Origin of the sequence: Streptomyces sp. A012304, from assembly GCF_026008495.1 — a bacterium.
In the GTDB taxonomy this organism is placed as follows: domain Bacteria; phylum Actinomycetota; class Actinomycetes; order Streptomycetales; family Streptomycetaceae; genus Streptomyces.
This window is the reverse complement of the sequence record NZ_BQUN01000200.1, coordinates 244,651-258,910: the sequence shown is the minus strand read 5'-3', so window position 1 is coordinate 258,910 and position 14,260 is coordinate 244,651. Positions and strand designations below refer to the sequence as shown.

At 71.0% G+C, this 14,260-nt stretch carries 13 protein-coding genes and 2 pseudogenes; 8 read left to right on the top strand and 7 right to left on the bottom strand.

The window, feature by feature from the left end; translation table 11 throughout:
* Positions 1–10 precede the first annotated feature (10 nt).
* Both ALMP_RS41160 and ALMP_RS41155 read left to right on the top strand, forming a co-directional pair.
* Positions 11–1,027: a Gfo/Idh/MocA family protein gene (locus ALMP_RS41160; protein WP_264937124.1), complete on the top strand. Its 1,017-nt coding sequence runs from the start codon at positions 11–13 to the stop codon at positions 1,025–1,027.
* Complete coding sequence (locus ALMP_RS41155) at positions 1,024–1,893, top strand: sugar phosphate isomerase/epimerase (RefSeq protein WP_264937122.1); 870 nt, start codon at positions 1,024–1,026, stop codon at positions 1,891–1,893. The genes ALMP_RS41160 and ALMP_RS41155 overlap by 4 nt, the downstream gene beginning before the upstream one ends.
* Positions 1,894–1,956: 63 nt before the next feature.
* On the opposite strand, the gene katG is transcribed toward ALMP_RS41155, so the two are convergent.
* The 3 genes from katG to ALMP_RS41140 all read right to left on the bottom strand — a co-directional run bounded on the left by katG (position 1,957) and on the right by ALMP_RS41140 (position 6,877).
* Complete coding sequence (katG, locus tag ALMP_RS41150; protein ID WP_264937121.1) at positions 1,957–4,182, bottom strand: catalase/peroxidase HPI; 2,226 nt, start codon at positions 4,180–4,182, stop codon at positions 1,957–1,959.
* A gap of 35 nt (positions 4,183–4,217) precedes the next feature.
* The gene (locus ALMP_RS41145; RefSeq protein ID WP_264937119.1) at positions 4,218–4,655 is read right to left on the bottom strand and encodes a Fur family transcriptional regulator; all 438 of its coding nucleotides are present in this window, start codon (positions 4,653–4,655) and stop codon (positions 4,218–4,220) included.
* 170 nt (positions 4,656–4,825) lie between these two features.
* Positions 4,826–6,877, bottom strand: coding sequence for a discoidin domain-containing protein (locus tag ALMP_RS41140; protein WP_264937118.1), 2,052 nt, complete (start codon positions 6,875–6,877; stop codon positions 4,826–4,828).
* Positions 6,878–7,368: 491 nt separating this feature from the next.
* Here ALMP_RS41140 and ALMP_RS41135 point away from each other — a divergent pair, with 491 nt between their 5' ends.
* The 3 genes from ALMP_RS41135 (at position 7,369) to ALMP_RS41125 (ending at position 11,068) form a co-directional block, all read left to right on the top strand.
* Complete coding sequence (locus ALMP_RS41135; protein ID WP_264937117.1) at positions 7,369–8,721, top strand: MFS transporter; 1,353 nt, start codon at positions 7,369–7,371, stop codon at positions 8,719–8,721.
* Positions 8,718–10,118 (top strand): S9 family peptidase, encoded by a 1,401-nt coding sequence (locus ALMP_RS41130; RefSeq protein ID WP_264937116.1) that lies wholly within the window; start codon positions 8,718–8,720, stop codon positions 10,116–10,118. Before ALMP_RS41135 ends, ALMP_RS41130 begins: the two co-directional genes overlap by 4 nt.
* A gap of 62 nt (positions 10,119–10,180) precedes the next feature.
* Positions 10,181–11,068, top strand: coding sequence for a PaaX family transcriptional regulator C-terminal domain-containing protein (locus ALMP_RS41125; RefSeq protein WP_264937115.1), 888 nt, complete (start codon positions 10,181–10,183; stop codon positions 11,066–11,068).
* 129 nt (positions 11,069–11,197) lie between these two features.
* Here ALMP_RS41125 and ALMP_RS41120 read toward each other — a convergent pair whose 3' ends face one another.
* Positions 11,198–11,359, bottom strand: a complete 162-nt coding sequence (locus ALMP_RS41120; protein WP_264937114.1) for a hypothetical protein — start codon at positions 11,357–11,359, stop codon at positions 11,198–11,200.
* Positions 11,360–11,389: 30 nt separating this feature from the next.
* Positions 11,390–11,647 (bottom strand): hypothetical protein, encoded by a 258-nt coding sequence (locus ALMP_RS41115; RefSeq protein ID WP_264937113.1) that lies wholly within the window; start codon positions 11,645–11,647, stop codon positions 11,390–11,392.
* A gap of 115 nt (positions 11,648–11,762) precedes the next feature.
* On the opposite strand from ALMP_RS41115, the gene ALMP_RS41110 reads away from it, so the two are divergent.
* Together ALMP_RS41110 and ALMP_RS41105 are read left to right on the top strand one after the other, a co-directional pair.
* Complete coding sequence (locus ALMP_RS41110) at positions 11,763–12,137, top strand: metalloregulator ArsR/SmtB family transcription factor (protein ID WP_264937112.1); 375 nt, start codon at positions 11,763–11,765, stop codon at positions 12,135–12,137.
* Positions 12,134–12,619 carry an SRPBCC domain-containing protein gene (locus ALMP_RS41105; RefSeq protein WP_264937111.1) on the top strand — a complete coding sequence of 162 codons (486 nt, stop codon included), beginning with the start codon at positions 12,134–12,136 and terminating at the stop codon, positions 12,617–12,619. Before ALMP_RS41110 ends, ALMP_RS41105 begins: the two co-directional genes overlap by 4 nt.
* Before the next feature lie 59 nt (positions 12,620–12,678).
* Here ALMP_RS41105 and ALMP_RS41100 read toward each other — a convergent pair.
* Both ALMP_RS41100 and ALMP_RS41095 read right to left on the bottom strand, forming a co-directional pair.
* Positions 12,679–12,798: pseudogene (locus ALMP_RS41100) on the bottom strand (helix-turn-helix domain-containing protein); the annotation flags it as partial.
* A gap of 39 nt (positions 12,799–12,837) precedes the next feature.
* Positions 12,838–12,948, bottom strand: a pseudogene (locus ALMP_RS41095) (DUF2975 domain-containing protein); the annotation flags it as partial.
* Between the two features lie 155 nt (positions 12,949–13,103).
* Here ALMP_RS41095 and ALMP_RS41090 point away from each other — a divergent pair.
* On the top strand, positions 13,104–14,240 hold the full coding sequence (locus ALMP_RS41090) for an amidinotransferase (protein ID WP_264937110.1): 1,137 nt from the start codon (positions 13,104–13,106) through the stop codon (positions 14,238–14,240).
* The last annotated feature ends 20 nt before the right edge of the window (positions 14,241–14,260 follow it).

Genomic DNA, 14,260 nt, shown 5'->3' with positions numbered 1-14,260 from the left:
GGAAATGACCATGACTGTACGTGTAGGTGTCATCGGCGCCGGCTGGATCGGCAAGGAGCACATCCGGCGTCTGACCCACACCGTCACAGGTGCCCGCGTCACCGCCGTCACCGACATCGACGCCGCCCGCGCCGAGGAGGCGGCGGCGCCGGTCGGCGCCCGGGTGCTCGCCGACGGTGCCGCCGTGGTCGCCGCGGACGACGTCGACGCCGTCCTGGTGACGTCCTGGGGCCCGACCCATGCCGAGCACGTGCTGAACGCGATAGCCGCCGGGAAGCCGGTGTTCTGCGAGAAGCCCCTCGCCACCACCGCCGAGGACTGCCTGAGGATCATCGAGGCGGAGACGGCCCACGGCCGCCGTCTGGTCCAGGTCGGTTTCATGCGCCGCTACGACGCCGGCTACCGGCAGATGAAGCGGGTCATCGACTCGGGCCGGATCGGTGAGCCGCTGATCGTGCACTGCGCCCACCGCAACCCGACCGTGCCGGAGTCGTACACCTCCGCCATGGCCGCCCTGGACACGGCGGTGCACGAGGTGGACGTGCTGCGCTGGCTGCTCGAGGACGAGATCGTCTCCACACAGGTGATCACCCCGCGCGCCACGAGCAAGCGGTTCGAGCACCTCGAGGACCCGCAGATCATGCTCTTCGAGACGGCGAAGGGCGTCCGCATCGATCTGGAGGTCTTCGTCAACTGCCAGTACGGCTACGACATCCACTGCGAGGCGGTCGGCGAGGAGGGCCTCGTCCGGCTGCCCGACCCGGCCGCGGTCGGAGTGCGCACCGCCGCCCAGCACAGCACGGAGGTGCTGACGGACTGGGTGGGCCGCTTCCGGGACGCCTTCGACACCGAGTTCCGCGAGTGGATCGCGGGTGTGGCCGCCGGCGAGGAGCCCACCGGGCCGTCCGCCTGGGACGGTTACGCCGCCACCGTCATCACCGCCGCCACGGTCGAGGCCCTGGAGTCGGGCCGCGTCGTCGCCACGGACCTCAAGCCCCGCCCGACCCTCTACGGAGGCACCGCATGAAGATCGCCCTCGACCCGTACATGTTCCGCGCGCTGCCGATCGACGAGATGGTGCGCACGGTCGCCGAACTCGGCTACGAGTACATCGAGTTGTCGCCGCGTGCCGACTTCATGCCGTTCTTCCTGCACCCGCGGGCGGACGACGAGCGGGTGGCCGCGCTGAAGCAGTCCCTGCGCACGCACGGTGTGCGGCTGTCCTCCGTGCTGCCGCTGTACAAGTGGTCCTCGCCGGACGAGACCGAGCGGCAGGCGGCGGTGCGCTACTGGAAGCGGATGATCGAGATCACCGCGGACCTCGAATGTCCGCTGATGAACTCGGAGTTCAACGGTCGTCCGGAGCGGGCCGCCGAGAGCGAGGCCGCGTTCTGGCGCTCGATGGAGGAGCTGCTTCCGGTCTTCGAGCGGGAAGGCATCGCTCTGAACCTGGAGGCGCACCCGGACGACTTCTGCGAGGAGAACGCTCCGGCGGTGGACCTGGTCCGCGCGATCAACAAACCGTGGGTGAACTACCTCTACTGCGCCCCGCACTCCTTCCATCTCTCCGGTACCGGGGAGGTCGGCGCGGACATCGCGGCGATGATGCGCTACGCCGGCGACAAGCTCCAGCATGTGCACATCGCGGACTCCTTCAACCACAAGGGCTCCTCCGGGCTGCGGTACATCCTCAACCCGCCCGGCACCGCCGCCCGGATCCACCAGCACCTGGACATCGGGCAGGGCGAGGTCGACTGGGACGCCTTCTTCGGCACCCTGCGCGAGCTGGGCTTCGACGGCGTGGCCACCGCCTGTGTGTTCGCCTGGGAGGAACGGGCCCGGGAGTCCTCGGCGTTCATGCTGGACCGCATCACCAAGGAACTCGTGCGGTAGGCGGGCGGCGCAAACGCGGCCGGGCCGGCCCGCGGAAAGCGGACCGGCCCGGATCGCTCAGGATCAGACGAGGTCGAACCGGTCCAGGTTCATGACCTTGACCCACGCCTCGACGAAGTCCGTCACGAACTTCTCCTTGGCGTCGTCGCTCGCGTAGACCTCGGCGAGCGCGCGCAGCTCGGAGTTCGAGCCGAAGACCAGGTCGGCGCGGCTGCCGGCCCACTTGACCTTGCCGGTGGCCGCGTCACGGCCCTCGAAGGTGGTCTGGTCCTCGGACGTCGACTGCCACGTCGTCCCCAGGTCCAGCAGGTTGACGAAGAAGTCGTTCGTCAGCGAGCCGGGGGTCGAGGTGAGGACGCCGAGCTGCGACTGCTGGTGGTTCGCGCCCAGGACACGCAGACCGCCGACGAGCACGGTCATCTCGGGGGCGCTCAGGGTGAGCAGGTTGGCGCGGTCGATCAGCAGGTACTCGGCCGGCAGGCGGTTGCCCTTGCCGAGGTAGTTGCGGAAGCCGTCGGCGGTCGGCTCCAGCGCGGCGAAGGACTCGGCGTCCGTGTGCTCCTCGGTCGCGTCGACCCGGCCCGGGGTGAACGGCACCTCGACCTCGAAGCCGGCCTCCTTGGCGGCCCGCTCGACGGCCGCGGAGCCGCCGAGGACGATCAGGTCGGCCAGGGACACCTTCTTGGCGCCGGAGTTCGCGTTGAACTCCTGCTGGATGCCCTCGAGGGTGCGCAGGACGGTCGCGAGCTGGTCGGGGTCGTTGACCTCCCAGCCGCGCTGCGGCTCCAGGCGGATGCGCGCGCCGTTGGCGCCGCCGCGCTTGTCGCTGCCGCGGAAGGTGGAGGCCGACGCCCAGGCGGTGGAGACCAGCTGGGAGACGGTCAGGCCCGAGTCGAGGAGCTTGGCCTTGAGCGCGGCGATGTCCTCGGCGTCGACGACCTCGCCCTCGGGCTGCGGCAGCGGGTCCTGCCACAGCAGGGTCTCCTCCGGGACCTCCGGGCCGAGGTACAGGGACTTCGGGCCCATGTCGCGGTGGGTCAGCTTGTACCAGGCGCGGGCGAAGGCGTCCGCGAACTCCTCCGGGTTCTCGTAGAACCGGCGGGAGATGGGCTCGTAGATCGGGTCGAAGCGCAGCGACAGGTCGGTGGTGAGCATCGTCGGCAGGTGCTTCTTCGACGGGTCGTGCGCGTCCGGGATGATCGCCTCGGCGTTCTTGGCCACCCACTGCTTGGCGCCGGCCGGGGACTCGGTGAGCTCGTACTCGTACTCGAAGAGGTTCTTGAAGAAGCCGTTGCTCCACTGGGTGGGCGTGGCGGTCCAGGTCACCTCGAGGCCGGAGGTGATGGTGTCGCCGCCCTTGCCGGTGCCGTAGGTGCTCTTCCAGCCGAGGCCCTGCTCCTCCAGCGAGGCGGCCTCGGGGTCGGCGCCGACGTGGTCGGCCGGGCCGGCGCCGTGCGTCTTGCCGAAGGTGTGGCCGCCGGCGATCAGGGCGACGGTCTCCTCGTCGTTCATCGCCATGCGGGCGAACGTCTCACGGATGTCGCGGGCCGCGGCGATCGGGTCCGGGTTGCCGTTGGGGCCCTCCGGGTTGACGTAGATCAGGCCCATCTGGACCGCGCCGAGCGGGTTCTCCAGCTCGCGGTCGCCGGTGTAGCGCTGGTCGTCGAGCCAGGTGGTCTCGGGACCCCAGTAGACGTCCTCCTCCGCCTCCCAGACGTCCGCGCGGCCGCCGGCGAAGCCGAAGGTCTTGAAGCCCATCGTCTCCAGGGCGACGTTGCCCGCGAGGATCATGAGGTCGGCCCAGGAGAGGTTCTGGCCGTACTTCTTCTTCACCGGCCACAGCAGGCGGCGGGCCTTGTCGAGGTTGGCGTTGTCCGGCCAGCTGTTGAGGGGGGCGAAGCGCTGCTGGCCGGCGCCGGCGCCACCGCGGCCGTCGCTGATCCGGTAGGTGCCGGCGCTGTGCCACGCCATGCGGATGATCAGCGGGCCGTAGTTGCCGAAGTCGGCCGGCCACCAGTCCTGTGAGGTGGTGAGCACCTCGGCGATGTCCCGCTTGACGGCCGGAAGGTCCAGGCTCTTGAACGCCTCGGTGTAGTCGAACTCCTCACCGAGCGGGTTGGCCACGACGGGGTTCTTGGCGAGGATCTTCAGGTTCAGCCGCTCCGGCCACCACTGACGGTTTCCGCCGCCCTGCGTGGGGTGCGGGGCGCGTCCGTGTGCGACCGGGCAGCCGCCGCCCTCGCCTGCCGTTTTCGGGTCGACGACGATGGCGTCATGGTTCTCGGACATTCAGGAATCCTTCCGGACTGCGTGGATCTCGGTGCTCAGGATCTGGGGGTGGTGGAACAGGCGGGGCACAGGCCCCAGTAGATGACCTCGGCCTCGTCGATCGAGAAGCCGTGGTCCGCGGAGGCGGTCAGACAGGGTGCGGCGCCGACCGCGCAGTCGACGTCGGTGACGGCACCGCACGACCGGCACACCAGGTGGTGGTGGTTGTCCCCGACGCGCCCTTCGAAGCGGGCCGGGCTGCCGGGGGGTTCGAGCCGGCGCAGGAGTCCCGCCGCGGTCAGCGCGTGCAACGCGTCGTACACGGCCTGGAGGGAGATGTGGCCGACACGCTCGCGCACGCCGGACGCGATCGCCTCGACTCCGAGGTGATCACCGTTCCTGACGGTCTCGAGGAGCGCGACGCGGGCGGCCGTCACTCGCAGGCCGGCACCGCGCAGCTCCTCGGCCGTGTTCGGAGGCCGGGATGCGGTCATGGCGCCCAACCTACCCCCAGAAACACGAACGGTTCAAGAAATGGATTGATTCTAGTCCTGCGCCGTGTCGCAGCTGTGGCCGGAAACAGGTGCGGCGGTGGGCTCCATGGTCGTCGGAGCCCACCGCCAGGCCGTCGGCGCAGGTGAGCGAGGTGCCACGCGGTGCGGCCTCAGCCGCTGTGCACGCCGACCTCGTGCAGGGAGTAGCCCCAGTCGGTACCGCGGTCGAGCCCCTGGATCCGGACATGGCGGGCCGGGGTGGCGGTGAAGCGGGCGGTGTCGAGGCCGCCGTCGCCGGAGGCGGTGGACCAGACCGTGCGCCAGGTGGTCCCGTCGGTGGAGAGGTCGACGCGGTAGGCCTTGCCGTAGGCGCGCTCCCAGTCGAGCGTGACGCGGCCGACCAGGTGCGTGGCGCCCAGGTCGATGCTCAGCCACTGGTCGTCGCTCCAGTCGCTCGCCCAACGCGTGCCCGCGTCACCGTCGACGGCCCGGCCGGGCGCGTAGCTGGTGAAGGGGTTGGACTCCGACGAGCGGGCCGTCGCCGACGCGCCGCGGGCGAGGTTCACCCCGGCCCGGTGCCGTTCGGACGAGCCCCAGGTGCCGAGGTAGGACTCGGCGCCCCGCAGCAGGTCGTCCACCACGTCCTGGCCGCCGACGAGCCGGACGTCCTCGATCCAGTCGGGGATCATGCCGACGTGCGCGGCGCCGTCGGTGTTGAGGTCCCAGGTGCGCTGCCCGGTGGTCTGCCGGTCGATGACCGAGCCGCCGTCGGCACTGCGGAAGGGGTACGTCACCGGGTTGCCGGTGCCGCGCGGGGCGGGGTGGTCGCCGATGCCGTTGAAGTCGGTGCCGTATCCGTAGCCGACGCCGTACTTCTCGCGCAGCGCGTCCGTGCGCTCCGCCTCCGCGCCGAACTCCTCGGAACCGTGCATGTACTGGGCGACGAAGCCGCCGAGGGAGTAGACCCGCTCGGTCCAGTTGAGGTCCATCCAGCTGTGCGAGGAGAGCACGCCGGGGTACTGCTCGGCCTCGAGGATGTCGAGGACCCGGCCGGTGGCCTTGACGCTCATGTGGTCGATCTCGACCATCATCTTGCGCTTCATCATGCCGCGCAGGGCGTACTCACCGAGGTCGGTGAGCCCGCGCACGTTGCATTGCGCGTTCTCGTCGTACGCCGGGACCTCGACGCCCTCCGGCAGCGCCTCCTCGGCCTCGGGGGCCGCCGCCCCGCCGATGGGGTTGTCCTTCTGCGGGCCGGTGCACTTCTCCGTCTTCCAGAAGGTGCCGGTGGACAGGAACTGGCCGATGTTGATCGCGGTGCCGAGGCCGTGCTCGTCGAAGCGGACCCCGCACAGGGCGTTGTCGAACTTGTGGCACAGGAACATGCTGCGCACGCCGAGCGCGTACAGCTCGTCCAGCCCCTTGTCGATGTCCTCCTTGCCGCACTGCGCGATGTCGAGGATCTGCTTGCAGCCGAAGGGCTCGGAGGTCTCGACGCCGAGGACGACGGCGAGTTTGCCCTGCTCGATCACCGAGCGGGCCTGCGCACTGTCGGTGACGATCCGGAACCAGCCCTTGCCGGTGCCGCCGTACATCTTGTCGATGTGGGCCTGGAGGTCGTAGGTCAGCTTCGCCTGGAGGCGGATGGAGGTCATCTCGTCGCAGCCGCGGTCCTTGAAGAAGTAGACCGAGCAGATCACGCCGTTGGTGACGAGATCGTTGACGAGGACCCGCTGACCGCCGCGCCAGGCGCGCTCGATCCAGGCGTAGTAGTTCGCCTGATGGGTCATCGAGTCGTAGGCGGGCCAGTCCTTGAAGGTCGGCCAGCCGACCGGGTCGTGCCGGCCGTCGCCGCCGTGGGTGATGTAGTCGAAGATCGCGAGCGTGCCGTCGGGGTAGTGCTCGGGACAGTCCTTGAGCGCGTCGGCGATGCCGGCCTCGGAGAACGGCTTGCCGCAGATGAGCCGGCCGCCGAACGCCTCGTTGGAGAACAGGTGGTTGTGCGCGTCGACGAAGCCGCGCACCTCGCCCGCGGCGTTCGTACCGGTGAACGGCTCGCCGGTGACGTTGATCTGGGAGTCCGGTGCGGGCCGCGCGGTCGGGGTCCACCAGTCGGCCCCGGCCGCCGAACTCGGCGTGGGCCCCAGGGCCGTTGCCAGGAAGAGCAGGAGCAACGCGACGACGGCGACTCCTTCGCGTCTGCGGTACGGGCGGCGAGCCATGGTCACTGGCAGTCCCTCGGTCGGCGGTACGGCACGGTCGACGCGCCAGGCCGTCGGAGGGCCCGAGGACCACGTACTGGATTGTCATGACCGGCGCAAAGTGTGTGACGAGGATCATCACTGGCGGGAGCGGAGTCAAGAGCCCCGGACGATTGGCCGAAACCGTGCGTCCGGGGCGGGTGCGGGACCGCCCTCGACGGAGGCCCCCGACCGGCACCACCTCCAACTCCCCACTGTGCGGGGCAAATTGGAGGCGTTCGCCACGCATGGACGGGCCGGGCGCGGAAACCGCCGCCGCTCGCCACGTCAGGGGGCGGTCCCACACGCCCTGCGCTCCCCCCACGCCGCCGAAGCCGCCATCACCCTCGTCGCCCACACCCTGCGCACCGCCCCGCACCGCCTGGCGTGATGTTGTGCAACTTATTGACGGCCGCAAACTGTGTGCCTATCTTCGCCGGTGTCCTTCCCTTCCCCGCTCAAGGGAGACCGCGATGTCCTCGTCCCCCATCGCCCCACCGGCCACGGCCACCGAACGGACCCGGCAACTGCGCCGCGTCGCCCTCTCCGGACTCCTCGGCACCGCCGTCGAGTTCTACGACTTCCTCGTCTACGGAACCGTCGCCGCCCTCGTCTTCGGCGATCTGTTCTTCCCCGGCACCGACCCCGCCGTCGGGACCATCGCCGCCTTCGGCACCTTCGCCGCCGGCTATGTCGCCCGCCCCCTCGGCGGCATCCTCTTCGGGCACTTCGGCGACCGGCTCGGCCGCAAGTCGATGCTCCTGCTGACCATGGGCCTGATGGGCGGCGCGAGCTTCCTCATCGGCCTGCTGCCCACGTACGACACCGTCGGGGTGTGGGCTCCCGTCCTGCTGATCACGCTGCGCGTCGTCCAGGGCATCGCCATCGGCGGTGAGTGGGGCGGCGCCACCCTGATGGTGGTCGAACACGCCGGGGAGCGACGGCGCGGACTGTGGTCCAGCTTCACCCAGATGGGAGCCCCGCTCGGCTCCCTGCTCTCCACCGTCGTCGTCACGCTCGTCGTCACCCTGCCCCGGGACGAGTTCGCGGCCTGGGGCTGGCGGGTGCCGTTCCTGCTCAGCGTGGTGCTGCTGGGCGTCGGCCTCTTCGTACGGCTCAAGGTGGTGGAGAGCCCGCTGTTCGCCGAGGTGAGGAAGGACCGCTCCGCGGCGCGGCTGCCGATCCTCGAGGTGCTGCGCCGGCCCCGGCCGCTGCTGCTGGCCTGCTGCGTCGGCATCGGCGCCTTCACCGCCCAGTCGCTGCTGACGAGCTACCTCATCGCATACGCCACCGGTATCGGCTACGCCCGCCCGCAGGTCCTCACCGCGCTGACCGTCTCCGCCTGCGTCGCGCTCGTCGTGCTGCCCTGCGCCTCGGCGCTCTCGGACCGGGTCGGCCGCCGCCCGGTCGTCCTCGCCGGTGCCGTCGCCTCCGCCGCGCTCGCCTTCCCCGTCCTCGCGCTCGTCGACTCGCGCTCGCCCGGGCTGCTCGTCCTCGCCGTCGTCCTCGGCCACGGCATCGCCCAGTCCCTGATGTACGGGCCGCTCGGCGCCCTGCTCACCGAGATGTTCGGCACCCGGGTCCGCTACACCGGCGCCTCCCTCGGCTACCAGGGCGCCACCCTCATCGGGGCCGGCTTCTCCCCCATGATCGCCGGAAGCCTGGTCGCCGGGAACGGCGGCAGCAGCACCCCCGTGGCCCTGATGCTCTGCGGCGGCGCCACCGTCACCGCGCTGACCCTGCTGTTCCTGCGCGAGACCCACGGCGACTCGCTCGGCGGACCCGCCGGCCACTCCACCCCCACCAAGGAGAACGTTCTGTCGTGACCACCCCCACCCGCGCCCGCACCCGCGTCCGTACGGTCGTCCTCGCGGCACTGGCGCTGCTCGCCGCCCCGGTCACCCCGGCCGGGGCGGCCGCCGCCACCGACGACTCCCACATCGAGGGCTTACTGCCCTCCGGCGCCGCGTACGTCATGGACGTGCCCTCCGGCTGGAACGGCACCGTGCTGCTCTTCAGCCACGGCTACACCCCGGCCGGAGCGCCCAACCCGGCCCACAACGCCCCCAACGCGGCGGCCCGGGAACTGCTGCTGAAGGAGGGGTACGCGCTGATCGGCTCCTCCTACGCCACCACCGGCTGGGCCGTCACCGACGCCGTGCCCGACCAGCTCGCCACCCTGGACGCCTTCACCGCCCGCTTCGGCGAGGCCCGGCGCACCATCGCCTGGGGCAGCTCTTACGGCGGTCTGGTCACCACCGCGATAGCCGAACGCCACCCCGGTCGCATCGACGGCTCGCTGCCGATGTGCGGGCTCGTCCACGGCGGCGTCGCCAACTGGAACAGCACCCTGGACGCGGTGTTCGCCCTCAAGGCACTGCTCGCCCCCGACTCCCGCATCGCCCTCACCGGCTTCCCGGACGGCGCGACGGCGGCCCGGTCCGCCACCGCCCTGACGGACGTCGTCTCCACCGCCCAGCAGACGGACCGGGGCCGCGCCAGGATCGCCCTCGCCGCCGCCCTGCACGACATCCCGGTGTGGAACGACCCGGCCCAGCCCCGTCCCGCCGCCACCGACTGGGACACCCAGCAGGCCAACCAGTACCAGGCGGTCGCCGGACTGCTGGGGCGCCCCGCCTTCGTCTGGCGCCAGGAGGCGGAGAGCCGCGCGGGCGGCAGCATGTCCTGGAACACCGGCGTCGACTACACCGCGATGTTGCGCCGCTCGACGACGTACAAGGAGGTCACGGCGCTCTACAAGAAGGCCGGCCTGTCGCTGCGCGACGACCTCACGGCGCTCAACCGGACGCCCCGGCTGGCGGCCGACCCGGCGGCCGTCGACTGGATGAGCCGGACCAGCGCCTTCACCGGCGAGCTGAGGAAGCCGGAACTGTCCATCCACACCACCGGCGACGCCCTCGTCCCGGTGCAGGTCCAGAGCGCCTACCGCAGGGCGGCCGGCGCCGCGGGATCCGCCCCGCTGCTCCGCCAGGCCTATGTCGACACCCCGGGCCACTGCACCTTCGCCCCCGGCGAGCAACTCGCCGCCCTGCACACGCTGGAGGACCGGATCGCCACCGGCCACTGGGGCGACACCGGGCCCCGGGTGCTCAACGCCCGGGCCCGGGCGGCCGACCCGGCCGGCCAGGCACGCTACGTCCGCCACTCCCCCGCCCCCTACCCCCGCCCCTACGACCTGGCCCACCCGGCCGACCGGCCGTGACCACCCAGGTCCGGGCCACCGGCCGCGACCGCCGCCATGGCCCGGACCGTAGGCTTTCGGCCGTGGAAGACACGGAGTTCCCCGCCGAGACGCCGGGTGTCGGACAGCCGCGCCCCCAGTCGCTCGTGCTGGCCTTCTTCGGCAATCACGTCCTCGACGAGGGCGGCCGCTGTGTGTACTCGGGCAGCATCATCGACGTCCTCGGCCGGGTCGGGGTCGGTGAACAGGCGGTGCGCTCCACGCTGACCCGCATGGTGGGCCGGGGCCTGCTGCGCCGGCAGCGGCAGGGCCGCAGGATGTACTTCGGGCTGACCGGGCAGGCGGAGCGGATCCTCCACGACGGCAGCAGAAGGATCTGGCACGACGGCGCGGTCAACGAGGACTGGGACGGCGTGTGGACCCTGCTCGGTTTCTCGCTGCCGGACTCCTGGCAACGCCAGCGGCACGATCTGCGCTCGCGGCTGATCTGGTACGGCTTCGGCGCCCTGTACAGCGGCCTGTGGATCGCGCCCGGCCGGGTCGACGTCTCCGGCGTCATCGCCGAACTCGGCCTGGCCGACCGGGTCAAGGTGTTCCACGCGTCCGCCGACGAGGCGACGACCGACGTGGAGCGCATGATCCGGGAGAGCTGGGACCTGGCGGCCATCGCCGCCCGCTACACCGCGTTCGACCAGCGGTGGACCGCGCTGGAGGCCACCGAGGGCCACCTCGGGGACCCGGTCGCCACCCGGCTGCTGCTGGTCACCGAGTGGCTCGGCGTCATCCGCACCGATCCCCGCCTGCCCGTCCGTCACCTTCCCCCGGCCTGGCCGGCGCGTCCGGCCCAGGAGACCTTCCGCCGTATCGCCACCCGGACGCACGAGCCGGCGCGCCGGCTGGCGCGGGAACTGCTGGACACCGTCCCGGAGGCGCCGGACGACGGTACCGGGGCACGGGGCACGGGCGCGTGAGCGCCGGACACCGGCGCCCCCTGACGCGCCGGCTCTCCCTCACCGGGGCGCCGGGGGCACGCTCATCGGGGCGCCGGGTGGCGCCCCCCAGGGGTCCCGCCATGGGCGCGTATGGCGGGCGCCCCGGGGTCACCCCTCCGCGAAGTCCTCGGGCCGCACCCCGGCTTCCTCCATGGCTTCGCGTACCGTGCGCCCCGTCCCGCCCGGCGCGTCGCGCTGTGTGTCGTCCTTGCCGGTGACGACCTCGTCGGTGGTCTCGGTCTTCGGCCGGTTCTCCTCGGGCACGGTCATGACGGCTCCTCTCGCTCCTCGCGGGGATGTTCAGTGCTGGTCGGGGTCGGCTTCGTCGGCGCCGCTGCCGGTACGGCTCGGCTGGCCTCCACCGGTGGTGCCGTACCCGCCGGGAACGCCGGGGACGGTGTCGGCGTCCGCCTCCTCGCGGGAGATGTGGCGGGTGGCGCGGACGTTGGAGCGCCGCTCGGAGTGCGGGTAGCTGAACGGCCGCGCCGCGGCACGCTCCTCCTCCGCCCGCCGGATGTCTGATTCGGATGGTTCAGGGGTCTTGTCGTGCTTGGCCATGGTCTGCGAGTTACCAAGCGCGCCGACACCATGCGGTGGCGCCGGGGCGCGAGGCGCCGCCTAACCCCCGTTCAGCGGTTTACACGGGGCGGCCAGCGAGTTAACATACAACCAAATGGTTGTAGATGAAGGTACCGGCGGAGACCTGGACCGGCTCTTCCACGCCCTGGCGGACCCCACCCGCCGGGACATACTGCGCCGCTGCGTCCAAGGTGATCTGTCGGTGTCACAACTGGCCGCGGCCTACCCGATGAGCTTCGCCGCAGTGCAGAAACACGTGGCGGTGCTGGAGCGGGCCGGACTGATCACCAAGCAGCGCCGGGGACGGGAGCAGCTCGTCCTCACCGAGCCCGACGCCGTGGCGCGGGCGCGGCAGGCCCTCGACGACCTGGAGGCCCTGTGGCGCGGCAGGGTGGAGCGCATGTCCTCCCTGCTCGCCCAGGATCCCCCTCCCCACGAGCACCCTCAGGAAGAAGGACCGGACAGATGAGCGTCACCAGCGTGGACAAGGACTTCGACAGCCTCACCCTCACCCTGGTCGCGGACTTCGCGGCCCCGGTCGAGAAGGTCTGGCAACTGTGGGCGGACCCGCGCCGGCTGGAGCGCTGGTGGGGACCGCCGACCTACCCGGCGACCATCGAGAAACACGATCTGACGCCGGGCGGCGAGGTCACCTACTTCATGACGGGCCCCGACGGCGACAAGCCCCGCGGCTGGTGGCGCGTCACGTCGGTCGCCCCGCCGACGTCCCTGGAGTTCACGGACGGCTTCGCCGACCCGGACGGCACCCCGAGCGCCACGATGCCCGTCAGCACCGTGAGCGTGCGGCTGACCCGGCACGGGAACGGCACCCGCATGGAGATCCGCTCCGCCTTCGACAGCCGGGAGCAGATGGACCAGCTGGTCACCATGGGCATGGAGGAAGGCCTCAAGGAGGCGGTCGGCCAGATGGACGCGCTCCTGGCCGGCTGAGACGAAACACCGTGGGGCCGCTCACGGCACCGGCGAGGTGATCGCCGGCCGCGGCGGCCTCACCGCTCCACGGCCTCCCCGGCCTGCCAGCGCAGCAGATCGCCCGGCTGACACTCGAGCACCTCGCAGAGCGCGGCCAGCGTCGAGAAACGCACCGCCTTGGCGCGGCTGTTCTTGAGGGTTGGCCAGCATTACTTCGATGTCGACGACGATCGGCATCAGATCACCTCGGCCAGCTCGGCCCGCATCCGCGCCGCCTCGACGTCGCGCGCGACGGCTTGGGCGAGCAGCATCCGCAGCACGAGCACGATCAGCGCGATCGCCACCACCCCGCACAGCAGCGGCACCGTCACGGCCTGCACGAACAGCGAACCGGCGAACAGCACTGTCGATATTCGACAGGTCCGGCAAGAGGTCCGGCTAGGCGGCGCGCTGTGGGGTAGCCGGGCAGAGAGGCCCACCTCGACGATCGAGAGCGGTTGAGATGGCGATAGTGGAGAGTCCCGGACTTGCGACGGCGGCGGACGAGGAGGCACGGCCCCTGGTCTCCCCGGTCAATTCGCACAACGAGTGGGATCCGCTGGAGGAGATCGTCGTCGGACGTCTCGACGGCGCGACGATCCCTTCCGGCCATCCGGTCGTGACCTGCAACATCCCGCCCTGGGCGACGCGGTTGCAGGGGCTCGCCGCCGGGTTCCGGTATCCGCGGCCACTGGTCGAGCGGGCACAGGAGGAACTCGACGGGTTCATCGCCCTGCTGCGGTCCCTCGGCGTCACGGTCCGCCGCCCGGACGCGGTCGACCACCGGCAGCGCTTCGCCACCCCCGACTGGTCGTCACGCGGCTTCTGCAACACCTGCCCCCGCGACAGCATGCTCGTGATCGGCGACGAGATCATCGAGACCCCGATGGCCTGGCCGTGCCGCTATTTCGAGACGCACTCCTACCGGACGCTGCTCAAGGACTACTTCCGCCGCGGCGCGCGCTGGACGTCGGCGCCGAAGCCGCAGCTCACCGACGAACTGTACGACTCGGATTTCCGCGTCCCGGAGCCGGGTGAGCCGATGCGCTACATCCTCACCGAGTTCGAGCCGGTCTTCGACGCGGCGGATTTCGTGCGCGCGGGGCGCGATCTTTTCGTGACGCCGAGCAACGTCACCAATCGGATGGGCATCGAATGGCTGCGCCGTCACCTGGGGCCCGGCTACCGCATCCACGAGATCGAGAGCAGGTGCCGGACGCCCATGCACATCGACACGACGTTCGTCCCGCTCTCGCCCGGAAAGGTTCTGGTAAATCCGGAATACATCGACGTCGACCGTCTGCCCGACGTCCTGAAATCCTGGGACGTCCTGGTCGCCCCCGAACCGGATCCGATCGGCGACCGTCTGCTCAAAATCACCTCGATGTGCGGCAAATGGCTCAGCATGAACGTTCTCATGGTCGACGAGAAACGCGTGATCGCGGAGCGGCACCACACCGCCATGCTGCGCGCACTGGAAAAGTGGGGATTCGAACCCATCCCGTGCGACCTGCTGCACTACGCGCCGTTCGGCGGATCGTTCCACTGCGCGACCCTCGATGTCCGACGGCGGGGGACGCTCGCGTCGTACGTCGACTGACCGGACGGACCGGCGCGGGC